Origin of the sequence: Microvirga sp. VF16, assembly GCF_016864375.1 — a bacterium.
Lineage (GTDB): Bacteria > Pseudomonadota > Alphaproteobacteria > Rhizobiales > Beijerinckiaceae > Microvirga.
In genome coordinates, this window is sequence record NZ_CP069356.1 from 1335956 (window position 1) to 1349220 (window position 13265).

The following is a 13265-nucleotide window of genomic DNA, read 5'->3' on the forward strand; positions in this document are numbered from 1 at the left end:
GCCGTCTTTCGTTCAGGCGGCCTTGCCGAGCTCGGCCGCCGACACGACCGGGAAGTCGATGTCGGTCTGCGCGACGTTGTTGATGAGGTTGGTGAAGATGTTCTCCGTGACGAGGCCGACGATTTCGACAATCTGCGCGTCCGAGTAGCCTGCAGCCCGGACGGCTTGCAGATCGGCATCGCCGACGCGGCCGCGGGCTTCTGCGACCTTTGCGGCGAACCGCACGGCCGCGTCAGCCCTCGGATCGCCGGAGCGACCTTGGCGATTGAGCGCGATCTCCTCCGGGCTGATCTTGGCGGCGCTGAGGCCAAGAGAGGTGTGGGCAGACAGACAATAGTCGCAGCCGTTCACCTGAGCGACCGCCAGCGCGATGCGCTCGCGGGTCCGGACGTCGAGCGTCTGGCTGAGTGCCCCGCTGAGAGTGGTTAAGCCAGTCAGTGCGGCCGGGCTGATTGAGACCAGCCGGAAGAGATTGGGGACGACGCCGAGCTGCCTGTTCACGGCCTCCAGGAGGGGGGCCGATGCGGCCGGCGCTTCGTCAAGAGCGGGAATGGCAATACGGGACATTGACGGAACTCCTCTGGCTGCGTTGGGACCGGTGCTTGTTCCGGTCTGAGCAAGGTGGCTTCTTCCGATAGTCAATATAACCTGCTAATTATGAGAGAGATTGTCTCAATTTTTGGAACAGTCCATGGACCGCCTAGAGGCGATGTCGATCCTCGTTGCCGTGGTCGAAGCGGGCAGCTTCACCGGTGCCAGCCGACGTCTGAAGATCCCGTTGCCAACCGTCAGCCGGAAGCTCGCGGACCTGGAAGAGCACCTCGGCACGCGCCTTCTCACCCGGTCGACACGCCGGCTGACGCTGACTGATGCAGGGACAACCTATGTCGTGGCGTGCAAGCGCATTCTCGATGAGGTCGGCGAGGCCGAGCGAGCGGCGGCCGGAGAGCATGTGGTTCCCAAGGGCGAACTCGTCATCACCGCGCCAATCGTGTTCGGCCGGCTCCATGTGGTGCCTGTGGTCAGTGAGTTCCTCGAAATGTCTCCCGACATCCATGTCAGAATGCTCCTGTCCGACCGGAACGTGCACCTGCTGGAAGACCACATCGACGTGGCCTTGCGGATCGGCACCCTGCCCGACAGCTCCCTGGTCGCCACACGCGTCGGGTCCGTGCGGCAGGTGGCGTGCGGGAGTCCCGACTACTTCGCCAAGCATGGGGTTCCACAGGAGCCGGGTGACCTTGCCAACATGCCCTGTGTTACTTTCGATGTGCTTGGCTCTCCGATGACATGGGCCTTTACGGGTGGCGCGAAGGGCCGAAATCTCACGGTGGCGGTGCGCTCGCGCTTATCCGTGAACACGGCAGAAGCGGCGCTTGCGGCTGCGACAGTGGGCGTGGGGGTGACAAGGGTGCTGTCGTATCAGGCTGCAAGCGCCGTCCAGGAAGGCTTGCTGCGGATCGTCCTTGAGGCGTTCGAGCCTGCGCCGCTGCCGGTGTATCTCCTGCACAGCACACAGGGCGCGCTCCCGCTCAAGATGCGCAGCTTCCTGGACTTCGCCGCGCCACGCTTGCGTGGGCGCCTCGCCGCCGGGCAGGTCGGTGTCCGCGCATAAAACATGAACCGTGCACTCCTGCAGCGCATGGATTTTTCGCTGCGACCTCATGCTTGTCCGTCGTGCCTCAATGTCCGCTAATGGGATGGACCGGCCGTGCTTACCGGCGCACCCTTCATCAGGGGCGCCCAGCACGAGGATCTGAGCCATGCCTAAAGCCCCGCTTCCGCCCATTGCCACTCTTGGCATCGACATCGGCAAGAACAGCTTCCACCTCATCGGCCTGGATGTCCGTGGCGCCATCGTTCTGCGCCAGAAGCTCTCTCGCGGACAGATCGAGGCACGCCTGGCCAATATGCCGGCCTGCCTGATCGGCATGGAAGCCTGCGTCGGCGCTCACCATCTCAGCCGTCAGTTGCTGGCCCTTGGCCATGATGTGAAGCTGATCCCGGCGCAGTTCGTGAAGCCGTTCCGCAAGAGCCACAAAAATGATTTCCGCGATGCCGAGGCCATTGCTGAAGCCGTGGAGCGTCCCACGATGCGCTTCGTGCCTACGAAGACAGTCGAGCAACTCGACCTGCAAGCTCTGCATCGTGTTCGCGCCCGCTTGGTCAGCCAGCGCACGGCCGTGGTCAACCAGATCCGCGCCTTCCTGCTCGAGCGCGGGATTGCGGTGCGACAGGGGCTGCGAACCCTGCGGCAAGCGCTGCCCGATATCCTGGCCAAACGCGCCGATGTCCTCACGCCGCGTATGGTACGCCTGATCGAAGGCTTGATGCAGGACTGGCATCATCTGGATGAGCGCATCGATGCTGTCACCGACGAGATTGAAGCTCTCGTAGCGGCAGACGAAGCCTGCCAGCGTTTGATGAGCGTGCCAGGCGTGGGACCGATCATCGCCAGCGCCATGGTAGCCGCCATTGGCAACGGCGCCGCCTTTAGCCGAGGACGTGATTTCGGCGCCTGGCTCGGGTTGGTGCCCAAACAGACGTCAACGGGCGACCGCACGATCCTGGGCCGCCTGTCGAAGCGCGGCAACAGCTACCTGCGCTCGCTCCTGGTTCAGGCCGCTCGCGTGCTGCTGCTCTGGCCGGCCAAGTGGCGCCAACACAGTTTCGGGGCATGGCTCACCGCCGCGTCCACACGCCTGCACCACAACGTGCTGGCGGCGGCTTTAGCCAACAAGCTGGCGCGGATTGCCTGGAGCGTGCTGAGCCAGAACCGCACCTATGAACCACGGACAGCGGCTGTAATGGGTTGAGGGCAGCATCGCCCCTCCCCTGCATCAACCGCCTGGAACTCGCCGAGGTCTGCGAGAGGAACACGAGATGGAGAACGGTCGCGCCGTCGCATCTGGGCTCTGGTGACCCGTTTGGCCATGAAGGGCCGGTCCGCTTATGAGAACCGATGCGCGCGGATCTCCATGATGGCCAGGAGCAATCGCTCCACATGGGCCGGATACATTAGCGCAAGACCAACCTCGCCATCTCGAAAAGCCTCTTGCGACGCACGGCCGGTCCATACATCGGGTCAAACCTTCACTTCCCGACCTCTCGATGAACGTCGGCTTTTCCCCGCTGAAGCGGACCACGCGGTTACATCTCAGGAGTGCCAATTCGAGACCTTCGATGCATAGAGGCTGTTGCATGCGCTATCCGTCAATCGCGTGCGGCACGAATTCCGGCAGGGCCACTTTTGAAACGAGATGCAGAGCGCGGTCGCAACAACTCTCGATCCAACTCACCGCTCCTGCCGCCGATGGCCTTACGAAAGGGCATGCTGCACCGCTCAGGCGGTGGGAACGGTGCCACCGTCGATGACATACTCAGCGCCCGTTATGGTCGCGGCGCGATCGGAGGCGAGGAAGGCGATCAGGTTCGCCACCTCCTCCGGCGTCGAAGGCCGGCCGATCGGGATCCCACCAAGCGACTCCATGATCATCCGCTTGCCGCCCTCGTAATCGGTGCCGGCGTCCCGTGCGAGCCGCTCGGCCAGCCGCACCGACGCTTCGGTCTCGATCCAGCCGGGTGAGACCCGCATCACGCGCACCCCCTTCGGCGAGACTTCCTTCGACAGGCTCTTGCTATAGGTCGAGAGCGCAGCCTTCGCGGCCGCATAGGCGGTCGTCGCCTCCGGCAACGGCAGCTCCCGTTGGATGGACGTGACGTGGATGACGACCCCACGGCCCTGCTCGACCATCGCGGGCACGAGCTCGCGATCGAGCCTGACGGCTGCCATCAGGTTGAGATCGAGCTCCTTGGCCCATTCCGCGTCGCCCAAAGCTGCGAAGCCGCCCGCCGGGGCGGAGGAGCCGCCCAGCATGTGGACCACGACATCAACCCCGCCCAACCGCTCATGCACCGCAGCCGCGAGGGTGGCGCAGCCCTCAGGGGTCGAGAGGTCGGCAGCGACGAACATCGTCTCGGAAAGCGCGTCCGGCCGGGACCGCGCTGCCGTCAGGACGTGTGCGCCGAGTTCGCGAAACAGCGCGACGGTGGCCGCACCCGCACCACGCGTACCCGAGGTAATGAGTGCGCGCTTGCCTTCGAGTGTGAGAAACCCGGTCATGCGCCGATCTCCAGGCCTGTGATCTGGTCACCTTCGAGCCGGAACGCGAAGGTGAGCATGGCGGGACTGCCCGGGAATTGGCCGGCCACTCTGGCACGGACTTTTGCAAAATCGCCGTTCCTGGCCACCTCGAGGGGCTCAATCACGTGCCGATACCTGGTCTTCACGTCATGCCACCACGCATCGATGGCCTGATGACCGGCATGGGACCGGCCCTCATCCCTGACGACGGCATCGGGTGAGAAGGCGTGAATCAGTGCAACGCCGTCGCTTCTCCTGTCAGCATCGAAATAGGTCTGGATCGGGGAAGGTAGGTTCATCCGGCAGCTCCTTCGGTTCGAAGATAATGTCCTCCCCGATTTAGCCCTGGACACCTGTTTCGATAAGCGGGATAAAAATGGATGAAGCGTTTCGAAAAACAGGACAATGTACCAACCCGGATTGAACGATCTCGACGCGGTTGTCGCTATAGCGCGCAAGGCTTCGTTCCGGGCCGCAGCGCTCGAACTAGGCATGTCGACGACCGCGCTCAGCAATGCCGTCGGCAAGCTTGAGGCAAACCTCGGCGTGCGCCTGTTCAATCGGACGACGCGCAGCGTTTCGCTTACCGATGCCGGACGCCTGTTCATCGAACAGGTCGGCCCTGCCTTGCAGGACATTCATGGTGCCATGGAAGCCGTGCGGTCGCAGCAGGCCACGCCGTCAGGCACCCTGCGCATCAACGCCTTTGCCATGGCGGCACGCGAGATCCTCTCGCCGCTGGTGCTGGAGTTCCTGCGCCGTTATCCGCAGGTACATGTCGATCTCGTCACCGAAGGACGACTGGTCGACATTGTCGCCGACGGCTTCGACCTTGGGGTGCGGAGGGCCGACCTCGTGCCCAGTGACATGATTGCGGTTTCGCTTGGGCGGCCACAGCGGTATGCCGTCGTTGGCTCGCCGGCCTATATCGCGAAGCATGGGAAGCCGCGGGTTCCGCCTGACCTCCTCCATCACCCGTGCATTCGTGTTCGCTTGCCCAACGGCTCCCTGTATCGGTGGCAGTTCGAGAAAGACGGCCAGACGGCCCAGATCAACGTGAGCGGTCCGATCACACTGGACGAAGCCAGCCTGGCACGGACTGCTGTTCTGGAGGGCATCGGGCTCGGCTTCTTCATGGAACAAGACGTGCGTACTGACCTCGAAGCCGGACGCCTCGTTCGCGTGCTGGAAGACTGGACGCCACCCTTTGGTGGGCTCTGTCTCTACTACCCTGGACGGCGCAATCCATCGGCTGCCCTGAAGGCCTTTATCGGCTTGGCCCGAGAACTGGGTGCAAAATCGGGATCATGATCACACCCGTCGAAGATGTCGGCTGAGGCTCGACGTGAGTGCCTCGGCGGCATTCATCGGCGTGAATAACCGTGTCGGCTGTAATAGTCCGGTTAGGGTCAGGAACCGAGATTCCTTGCGCTTTCGGAATGTCCGGTTCGATGAGGATTGCTGCCTTCGAGCTTAGGTCTCAGGAGTGCCAGAACGCGACATTCCGGATGCCAATGGAATTTCCGATCACGCTCATCAGGCGCGCCGCTGGCTGGGCCAGACCTGATCTACGTCCGGAGCGGCAAGATCGCCCTGCTCCAGTTGAAGGTAGCTCGGGTTGAACTCGCCTACTTCCTTCAGCTTGTCCCAATCAGGAATGGCCAGCCGTGTTCTCTTGGTCACGATCAGGCCGTCGGCTCGCATCTGTTGCAGAACCCGGTTGACGTGAACGGTGGTGATGCCCAGCGCATCCCCTAACTCGGCTTGGGTGATGGGCAAATCATAAGCGTAGTCCTCAACCAAGCCGACCGCGCTCAAACGCACCTGCATCTCGCAGAAGAGGTGGGCAATCCGATTGTAGGCTTCGCGCCGCCCAATGTTGAGCATCCACTCGCGGAAGATCGCCCCGTCGATCAGGGTTTCGCGCCAGAGGGCGGCGGCGATCCGGGGGTAGCGTTCGCAAAGATCGCGCAGGTCATCATGGATGATGAAGCCGACCCGGCAGGTACTCAGGGTACTGACGCTGTTGTCCAGCACCTTCAGGTGCAGGCTGTGCAGGTCGGGAATGTCACCAGCGATGCCAAAGGACGTGATCTGGCGCTTGCCGTCTGCGGTGATCTTGTAGGTGGCAGCAAAGCCGCTCAGGATCAGGCAGCACCGGGTAGGCCGGTCGCCCTCGCGTACGATGTCCTGATCGTCCTTGATGACAGCAAGCTGCATCGGCAGGTTCCTGAGGGCTTGGCGCACCTCAGCAGTGAGCGTGAAGACGCTCTCCAGCTTGCGGATGAGCGGATTGTCTTGGGACTGGAAAGAAGCGTGCATGTGACACTCCTCCTGTTTGCAGGCGGGAGCACACGTCTCTCTCAGGTATCAGCGCCTATGATCGGTTGCTGATAATAATAACAATATATATCATAAATAAATCTCTGCCATTGATCTATGTTAGCCTTTCCTAAAAACTTTGTGCTTCGGCAGGAAAACTCAATTTATATTTGTTCCTCCAAGGAAAATCGATGCATGAGTTGCCGTCGGAGGGGCCGTTTGTCGAAGGTCGCCGGTTGCCGAAGCGCGCCCTTGGCTTCGGTCACATTGTCACTCTTGGTTAACTTGCGTCAGACAACGGACTAACATGTGTTAAGATCGACAGGATGGGCATCGGTTTGAGTGCCTGAGGCTTACGATTATGTCCGTTTGGCACCCCCAAGCCACTATGGCTGCTGAGTATCGGCGGGAGGCCGAGAAGATCCGGACCATGGCTCGACAGCTCAACTTCAACGAGGCCAGGGACCAACTCCTCGACGATGCCAAGCGTCTGGAGACGTTGGCAGAGGAAAGAGGAGCGCAAGGCTCGGCAAGCGGCCCTAAATGACGCTGCTCTTGCCGAAACCTCTCAGCAGTTCCTGTGAGCGGCGAACATTCTCCTGGGCCATCTCGACCTGCCGCGCCACCTCAGCCGTCAGGCGCAGCATTCGCTTGCCGCGCTTCTTAGCTGTCCTGACGCTTCTGGACAGCTTGACCGGCCGATGGCCTGCCTGATGGTCCAAGACCTCGGAGAAGGGTAGCTCCAGAACCAGCTCACCGGCTGCATTCATCACCTCAAAGGCGTAAGATCTCGGGTTGTGGCCTGAGCGGAGCCATTCCTGCGCCATATCCTTGGCGGCTTTGAACGCCTCCAGGTAGGCTGCCTCCGTGTCGGGCAGCTCAAGTCCGCTGTCGTCCGGACTGAAGCTGTTCGGACCACCTCTGAGGTGAAACAAGAATCGGGGCATAATCCTTCGTCATCCTCTGTTGTGATCCAGGCGCTGGCTGATCCAATGCTGTGCCGCATCGAGATCGGCAAAGGTGGGATGGTTGGACCCGTCCAGATGGTCAAAGCCCGCCTCCAGGTACCAATGCCCAGGAGCCACCTCGTTCTCAGGCGAGAGATGGATCAGTACAGCTCGGAGCCGCCGCTCGTGATCAAAGACCAGCATACCCTCTTCCTCGGCACCTGTGGCCACCCGCACCGGCTGAAGCGTGAGGGTCATGTAACCACCTCATCCGGTCTGAGGTGCAGGTAGGTCGGGTCAAAGTCACCTGCTGCCTTCAACTGCTCCCAGTCGGGAATGTTCAGGCGGCTTCCCTTGGTCTTGATCAGGCGGTCAGCTCGCATCTGCTGAAGAACCCGGTTGGCGTGAACCGTCGTGATCCCGAGTGCGTCGGCGAACTCGACCTGGGTGATCGGCAGATCACAGCTATGATCCTCTGCCAGGCCCACCGCTCTGAGGCGCACCAGCAACTCGCACAGGACATGCGCCATGCGCGGATAAGCCTCCCGCCGTCCCACATTGAGGATCCACTCACGGAAAGAGGCGCTCTCCACGAGGGTCTCGCGCCAGAAGATGGCGCCGAGCCGCGGGTGGCGCATGCAGAGATCCCACAGGTCCTCATGCTGGATGAAGCCCACGTTGCACGGAGTCAGGGTCGCCACGCCGATGTCGAGCACCTTCAGGTGAAGGCTCTGAATGTCGGGCATGTCGCCGGGGATGCCGAAGGCTACGATCTGGCGCTTGCCGTCTCCGGTGATCTTGTAGGTGCAGGTGAAGCCGCTCAGGATCGCAAACGAGCGGGAGGGGCGGTCGCCCTCGCGAACAATGTCCTGATCCTCCTTGATGGCGGTCACCTGCATCGGCAGGTCGAGCAGCGCCTGCCGCTCGTCGTCGGTCAGGACGGCAATGCTCTCCAGCTTGCGGATGAGCGGGTGGGGATCGGACGGGGAAGGTGCAGGCACCATGACGTTTCCAGTTCTGAAAACTGTAGCATTCGCACTGTCTAGCCCTGGCACCGTGGCCATTACTGATGATGCCGTGAGCATTACAGACAGGTGTAAGTCTGTCCTTGACCCATGTTAATCTTGCGTCCTTCCCCCCTACATTTGGGCCAGAACAATCAACATAGAAGGTTCTTTTGCATGAACACTGAGGATGATCGCCTTATGACCCGCGCCGATGCCGTCCTGGCAGAAACGGCTCGGCTCCGTGACCGCGACGGCTGCGGGCGTCCTCAAGCCTGCGCACCGTTTCCATGAACTTCTCAGCCGCGTGTTTTGAGGAGGAGGTAAGCTACTATCGCTGTGCCGGTGACGATGGGGATGAGAATGGCAACCAGAGTAGGCCAGCCAACTCGGGTTTCCTGAGCAAAGCGCGCTTTCAGCTCGCGTCGCTTCTGATCTCGCGCCGCATCTGTCTCATCGAGTCCGCTAACCATTGTCGCCCCGCCCGCGTTGGCGTACCTCCTGCGCCGTCCGCTAAGCGGGCTCTTGTCTTCAAATTCAAGACAGCCTCAGACGGCGCGGCCATGCCCCTGAAGTGGTGGAGAAATGCGGCTGTCGGTCAAGCCCCGGGTGATGGCAGGAGGCGAAAGGACCGTTAGTGCGACAGCCACGTCAGGCCCGCGATATGGCCGATCAGCAGCCCGAGCGCCACAATGGCGGCGAAGGTCAGGACTGCGAGGATCATTCCGATCCTGCGTTCATATCGAGAGAGCTTGGCCTGAGTGCGTGCCAGCCTCTGCAGCGCTTCATCCCCGTGTCGATTATCTGTCATTTTCCCTGAGCCCTGCGCTGGGAATAAAACCCAGAAAGGGCGGAGGGGATCCCGACAATAGTCTCAGAGCGCCAAAGTAAGCTGAGGCACTCGTTTCGGTGCCGCAGCTGACCGGTAAGCTGCCATTTGGTGGTTAAACGTGATGATAGCCATCCGAGCAAGCTCCCGGAAATGCTCCTGGGAAGCTTCGGCAGCCTCGCACCATTCGCTAGGGTGCTCGGCCTCGTAGAACGCTCTTGCCACACGCTCGACTTGCTCTCGGGTCATGCAAGTCCCCCGTTATTCACGAGGGAGAATATCCTATTTAGGAATACCTCTCCTTAGCCCCGCCGAGGTACTCCTTCCGAGAGGGTCACGTGGAGGGGTCATGCCGAGGCCATGGCATGAAGGCGCAGAGGTTTGCACCACGACAATCCGTGCTCAAGCTCCGCTTCTCAGGGGACGATTGGGGCCTCGCGCCTGAAGAGGGTCAAGGGATCACGGCTCCGGCGTAGGTCGTCCTCGGCAGGCCGTGCAATTCCGATGAGACGCTTTAGGAATGCTTGCCTCTAGATGCCCTCACCGAACGCTCCATGTATGCCCACCATAGGGCGGGAGCATCATGAAAATTCTGGTCGTTGAAGACGATCCCTTTGTCCGGGACATGACCGTGACCGAGTTGGAGGATGCCGGTTACGAGGTCATGGAAGCGGCAACTGGCGGACAGGCCCTCAGTCTCCTGCAGGCTGGCATTGCACTGGATGCCCTGCTGACCGACATTCGCATGCCGGAGGCTAATGGCTGGGAGGTGGCCAAGGCCTACCGCGAGCGCTTCCCGGATCTCCCCGTCTTGTATGTGACAGGCTATGCTGAGCAGATGCAACCTGTTCCTGGAGGGATCATCCTGTCGAAGCCCTACAGGATCTCTCAGGTGATCGGCCTCTTGAAGGATGTCGCTGCTTGAGCCTACGGCATTCGCGAAACGGTCCGTATGGGACCGCCATTCCTCAGACCAGGTGTTGACGGGCTGGCCGGTGAGTTCGGAGATGGCGGTGGTGTCGCGGGAACAGGTGATGAGTGCGGGTCTCGCACAAGAGGCTGAACCAAACATTCACTCCTCGGTTGATAGCCACAGATCACTGGCTTGGAGTGCTAATGCCTCGCTTTTTCTTCGATACCTTTGATGGTGAGCAATTCTATCCGGACAAAACCGGCCAAGAATTACCTGATATCGAGGCTGCCAGGATTGAGGCTCAGAAAGCTCTACCAGACATGGTCAGTGATGCTCTCCCAGATGCGGACCGCCGGAGCTTTGTCGTGAATGTGAGGAATGAAGCCGGCAAGACGGTACTTCGAGCTGCTCTGTCGCTTGTGATCGAGCAAGGGCCCTTCAACGCGTAGCCCTCAGCTTAGGTCATGCTGAGGGTATAGCGGGGCGGGATAGAAAGAGGGTCGATCCGGGAATAGGCCGCGCCCGATCCTTATGAAGTCTGGGCGCGGCCCCCGGCCCATAGTTGCCCCTACGGGAGGTTGTTAACTTAAAATCAACCTTGTCCGGAATGCGACCTAGCTTCGAGGATTATTAGACCATTCTAAGGAACCAAGCTGTCGCTCGTATGTTGATGACCCTCTGGCTCTCTTCTGCCCCTACGGGCCAGGCCCTAAAGCGTCCTTCTCACGAGGGACGCTTTTTTCTTTGTGTCTCAAGTGATGCTTGGAGTGAGATGGCCGCTCTCCAGCGAGCCAGGATCTCGACCCGGTTGAGTTCTCGTTTGCCCATCGCGCAGACCAGAGACTTATGGGAGGCCGCCAGAGCGAACCTGGCGGGTTGCTAATTTCACCTGCGGCATTGCCGCTGGGATTCAGGTCAGCCTTTGCGGCTATACTCGCAGCCGCCATCCGATCTCCGCAGCGGTTCCCGCTCCGCCGCTGCCCGAGTTGCAATGACGGCTGACGAGAGTGCGTTGGCCGAGTGCATCGCGCGTGGCTCCCTCAGCCGTAACCTCACCGCCTATGCCGGCCGCGGGAGCTCGCGCCGCAATCGGGCGCGCTCGGCACGGCGGCCTCGACCGCAGCGGTGGTCAGTGGGGTTCTGGCAGGCTAGCCGGCGGCCGCTCCGATAGTCGGGGCTGGTGCGAAGGTGCTTTCCGACCGGATGACGAAGAGCAAGACGCCCCGGCTGGCCGAGCTAATGCGGGCGGGCGGCACGCGCGAGGCGCTAGAGGGACCGGACAATGCACTGCAGCGCCTGTCCAAGACGAAACGCGATGCGCTCGCCCGTGCCTTGCTCGCCGGAGAGCTGTCGCTGGCCCCGTACGCAGTAGGCCATGACTAGGTACGATGCCCTATCCGCTTGTTCGGTCGTGAGTTCGACCGAGTTGCGACGGAAAGCAGATGTTCAGAGAATGTCAGCCTCGTCCATTTGAAGACATTCCCGGTTGGCGCAGGTAGGTGCCGTACCCAAGCTGAAATGCCTCTGTTCGCACAAAGTAGCGCTGCCGATGATGTCACGTGGGCTGGAACCCGGGCTGGCGGCAGTTGAAGGGACATGCGATGGGCCAAATAATACCGAGCAGCCGCGGTCCCAGCTAAGCACAGTTCTATCCCTAGATCGCATCGAGCGCTGTTAATTTCTGTCCAGTTCTAACGACGAAGACACACAGCACTTGTTATCAATTAAGAAAGAGCCTATATAATTTTTATCGGATTTTGGCCGGACAATCGGGTCGTTTCGCTTTTGACACTGTCAGGCGCACGTTCGGACTTTCTTACCATTACATCGACGAATTGAGTTGCGGTCGCGCTCTTGCGCGCCTTTGCTCACGTGCATTTACAGCAATCGCGAAAGGCCACCCCTATGATTACGGGCACTGTAAAATTCTACAACGACATGAAGGGCTTTGGCTTCATTCAGCCGAACGATGGCAGCAAGGACGTATTCGTCCATGCCACAGCCCTCGAACGTGCCGGCATGCGCAACCTCGTTGAAGGCCAGAAGGTTGCCTTTGATACGGCTGAAGACCGCCGATCCGGCAAGATCGCCGTTAACAACATCGAGAACGCGTGATCTTGATGATCGGCTCAGACCATAACCTGAGCTTTTAAGCCTTGAAGCCGCTCCCGCGTGGGGCGGCTTTTTCGTTTGTACAGGCGAACGACCAGCAGCGGCTACCCACTCTGCCCTGCGCGATCACAGTTAAGCCCAGGAGGAATGAATGTCCCATAAGTATCAGGTTCATCAGTTGGTTCGCATTACCCATCCGCGTATTTCGGATAAGCGTGCAAGTGCAAGCGGCATCTACGAGGTGACGCGTCTCATGCCGGCAGACCAAACGGGTGAAGTATCATACCGCATCAAATCGTCCGGCTTCGGTGAGCGCGCCGTGCGCGAAAGCGAGATCGCGGCCCAGGTGTCCGTCATTTGACCAGCGGCGACGCCTTCTTTCAAGGATCGCAGATCTACGAACCGGTCGCGCTGCTCCGCCAGGGCGATGAGATCCTGTATGTCGCTCGTGTCGGTATGAAGGCCTCACGGCAGTTCATGATCCTCACGCCCACGGGCGAGCCCGCCTGGCCGCACGAGCCGCTCGGCAGCCTCTCGGACGTGGGATGGGCGCTTCGGGCACATGCGTGGCATCTCGTGCCGCCCGAGCCTGTCGGCCAGGATGTCCAGCCGGCCAAGACGCTGGCGCGGCTTCTGGCCGAGAGAGCTTAAGCGACAAAGCAGAGGGGAACCCGCCATGGTTGATCAACCAATCAATCTCGACGCCCATCGCGGTATGGCAGCCCAGAAGGCCACTGACCTCCGACGGCTGCGGTCCGAGGTCGAAGCCGACCAGGAAGCGCTGCGCACGAGACAGGCGGAACTCGAAGACCTTCTGGCGGCTGCACCGGCTACCGATTGGCCGGAGGCGGTCGAGAAGGCACGCTATCTACTCGGCCTCCTGGCGCAGAGCCTGAATGCAAGCGATCTGCGCCGCCGCAAGCTGATCGACCGCGTAATGGCTGACTTCGATCATCTGCTCGACCTTTCGACCCACGACTGAGACGATTTCACC

The 13265-nt window shown here is 60.9% G+C and carries 17 protein-coding genes; 10 read left to right on the forward strand and 7 right to left on the reverse strand.

Features of this window, described 5'->3' with window-relative positions:
* Positions 1-12 precede the first annotated feature (12 nt).
* Entirely contained in the window at positions 13-567 is a 555-nt protein-coding gene (locus JO965_RS38845; protein WP_203446077.1) for a carboxymuconolactone decarboxylase family protein, read from the reverse strand.
* A gap of 124 nt (positions 568-691) precedes the next feature.
* Here JO965_RS38845 and JO965_RS38850 point away from each other — a divergent pair, with 124 nt between their 5' ends.
* Both JO965_RS38850 and JO965_RS38855 read left to right on the forward strand, forming a co-directional pair.
* Positions 692-1615 (forward strand): LysR family transcriptional regulator, encoded by a 924-nt coding sequence (locus JO965_RS38850; RefSeq protein WP_203446078.1) that lies wholly within the window; start codon positions 692-694, stop codon positions 1613-1615.
* A gap of 148 nt (positions 1616-1763) precedes the next feature.
* Positions 1764-2816, forward strand: coding sequence for an IS110 family transposase (locus tag JO965_RS38855; RefSeq protein WP_203445809.1), 1053 nt, complete (start codon positions 1764-1766; stop codon positions 2814-2816).
* 527 nt (positions 2817-3343) lie between these two features.
* Here JO965_RS38855 and JO965_RS38860 read toward each other — a convergent pair.
* Together JO965_RS38860 and JO965_RS38865 are read right to left on the reverse strand one after the other, a co-directional pair.
* Complete coding sequence (locus JO965_RS38860) at positions 3344-4123, reverse strand: SDR family oxidoreductase (RefSeq protein ID WP_203446079.1); 780 nt, start codon at positions 4121-4123, stop codon at positions 3344-3346.
* Complete coding sequence (locus JO965_RS38865; RefSeq protein WP_203446080.1) at positions 4120-4443, reverse strand: nuclear transport factor 2 family protein; 324 nt, start codon at positions 4441-4443, stop codon at positions 4120-4122. The genes JO965_RS38860 and JO965_RS38865 overlap by 4 nt, the downstream gene beginning before the upstream one ends.
* Positions 4444-4549: 106 nt before the next feature.
* On the opposite strand from JO965_RS38865, the gene JO965_RS38870 reads away from it, so the two are divergent.
* Complete coding sequence (locus tag JO965_RS38870) at positions 4550-5455, forward strand: LysR family transcriptional regulator (protein WP_203446081.1); 906 nt, start codon at positions 4550-4552, stop codon at positions 5453-5455.
* 225 nt (positions 5456-5680) lie between these two features.
* Here the strand turns inward: JO965_RS38870 and JO965_RS38875 are convergent, their stop codons facing one another.
* The 4 genes from JO965_RS38875 to JO965_RS38890 form a co-directional block, all read right to left on the reverse strand.
* Complete coding sequence (locus tag JO965_RS38875) at positions 5681-6466, reverse strand: Crp/Fnr family transcriptional regulator (RefSeq protein ID WP_203446082.1); 786 nt, start codon at positions 6464-6466, stop codon at positions 5681-5683.
* Positions 6467-7005: 539 nt separating this feature from the next.
* A complete protein-coding gene (locus JO965_RS38880) occupies positions 7006-7413 on the reverse strand; it encodes a hypothetical protein (protein WP_203446083.1) in 408 nt (135 codons plus the stop codon).
* A 9-nt stretch (positions 7414-7422) separates the two neighbouring features.
* Positions 7423-7671, reverse strand: a complete 249-nt coding sequence (locus JO965_RS38885) for a hypothetical protein (protein ID WP_203446084.1) — start codon at positions 7669-7671, stop codon at positions 7423-7425.
* The gene (locus JO965_RS38890) at positions 7668-8417 is read right to left on the reverse strand and encodes a Crp/Fnr family transcriptional regulator (protein WP_203446085.1); all 750 of its coding nucleotides are present in this window, start codon (positions 8415-8417) and stop codon (positions 7668-7670) included. The genes JO965_RS38885 and JO965_RS38890 overlap by 4 nt, the downstream gene beginning before the upstream one ends.
* Before the next feature lie 1412 nt (positions 8418-9829).
* Here JO965_RS38890 and JO965_RS38895 point away from each other — a divergent pair.
* The 7 genes from JO965_RS38895 (at position 9830) to JO965_RS38925 (ending at position 13253) form a co-directional block, all read left to right on the forward strand.
* Entirely contained in the window at positions 9830-10171 is a 342-nt protein-coding gene (locus JO965_RS38895) for a response regulator (RefSeq protein WP_203446086.1), read from the forward strand.
* Positions 10172-10362: 191 nt separating this feature from the next.
* Entirely contained in the window at positions 10363-10608 is a 246-nt protein-coding gene (locus JO965_RS38900; protein WP_203446087.1) for a hypothetical protein, read from the forward strand.
* Positions 10609-11362: 754 nt separating this feature from the next.
* Positions 11363-11542, forward strand: coding sequence for a hypothetical protein (locus JO965_RS38905; RefSeq protein WP_203446088.1), 180 nt, complete (start codon positions 11363-11365; stop codon positions 11540-11542).
* A gap of 522 nt (positions 11543-12064) precedes the next feature.
* Positions 12065-12274 (forward strand): cold-shock protein, encoded by a 210-nt coding sequence (locus JO965_RS38910; RefSeq protein WP_203446089.1) that lies wholly within the window; start codon positions 12065-12067, stop codon positions 12272-12274.
* A 148-nt stretch (positions 12275-12422) separates the two neighbouring features.
* A complete protein-coding gene (locus JO965_RS38915) occupies positions 12423-12632 on the forward strand; it encodes a hypothetical protein (protein WP_203446090.1) in 210 nt (69 codons plus the stop codon).
* Entirely contained in the window at positions 12629-12922 is a 294-nt protein-coding gene (locus JO965_RS38920) for a hypothetical protein (protein WP_203446091.1), read from the forward strand. The genes JO965_RS38915 and JO965_RS38920 overlap by 4 nt, the downstream gene beginning before the upstream one ends.
* 25 nt (positions 12923-12947) lie before the next feature.
* Complete coding sequence (locus JO965_RS38925) at positions 12948-13253, forward strand: hypothetical protein (RefSeq protein WP_203446092.1); 306 nt, start codon at positions 12948-12950, stop codon at positions 13251-13253.
* Positions 13254-13265 lie beyond the last annotated feature (12 nt).

Bases quoted from the DNA above. Each gene is read 5' to 3' on its own strand.
- JO965_RS38845 (WP_203446077.1), bottom strand. From the start codon at position 567: ATGTCCCGTATTGCCATTCCCGCTCTTGACGAAGCGCCGGCCGCATCG.
- JO965_RS38850 (WP_203446078.1), top strand. From the start codon at position 692: ATGGACCGCCTAGAGGCGATGTCGATCCTCGTTGCCGTGGTCGAAGCG.
- JO965_RS38855 (WP_203445809.1), top strand. From the start codon at position 1,764: ATGCCTAAAGCCCCGCTTCCGCCCATTGCCACTCTTGGCATCGACATC.
- JO965_RS38860 (WP_203446079.1), bottom strand. From the start codon at position 4,123: ATGACCGGGTTTCTCACACTCGAAGGCAAGCGCGCACTCATTACCTCG.
- JO965_RS38865 (WP_203446080.1), bottom strand. From the start codon at position 4,443: ATGAACCTACCTTCCCCGATCCAGACCTATTTCGATGCTGACAGGAGA.
- JO965_RS38870 (WP_203446081.1), top strand. From the start codon at position 4,550: ATGTACCAACCCGGATTGAACGATCTCGACGCGGTTGTCGCTATAGCG.
- JO965_RS38875 (WP_203446082.1), bottom strand. From the start codon at position 6,466: ATGCACGCTTCTTTCCAGTCCCAAGACAATCCGCTCATCCGCAAGCTG.
- JO965_RS38880 (WP_203446083.1), bottom strand. From the start codon at position 7,413: ATGCCCCGATTCTTGTTTCACCTCAGAGGTGGTCCGAACAGCTTCAGT.
- JO965_RS38885 (WP_203446084.1), bottom strand. From the start codon at position 7,671: ATGACCCTCACGCTTCAGCCGGTGCGGGTGGCCACAGGTGCCGAGGAA.
- JO965_RS38890 (WP_203446085.1), bottom strand. From the start codon at position 8,417: ATGGTGCCTGCACCTTCCCCGTCCGATCCCCACCCGCTCATCCGCAAG.
- JO965_RS38895 (WP_203446086.1), top strand. From the start codon at position 9,830: ATGAAAATTCTGGTCGTTGAAGACGATCCCTTTGTCCGGGACATGACC.
- JO965_RS38900 (WP_203446087.1), top strand. From the start codon at position 10,363: ATGCCTCGCTTTTTCTTCGATACCTTTGATGGTGAGCAATTCTATCCG.
- JO965_RS38905 (WP_203446088.1), top strand. From the start codon at position 11,363: ATGACGAAGAGCAAGACGCCCCGGCTGGCCGAGCTAATGCGGGCGGGC.
- JO965_RS38910 (WP_203446089.1), top strand. From the start codon at position 12,065: ATGATTACGGGCACTGTAAAATTCTACAACGACATGAAGGGCTTTGGC.
- JO965_RS38915 (WP_203446090.1), top strand. From the start codon at position 12,423: ATGTCCCATAAGTATCAGGTTCATCAGTTGGTTCGCATTACCCATCCG.
- JO965_RS38925 (WP_203446092.1), top strand. From the start codon at position 12,948: ATGGTTGATCAACCAATCAATCTCGACGCCCATCGCGGTATGGCAGCC.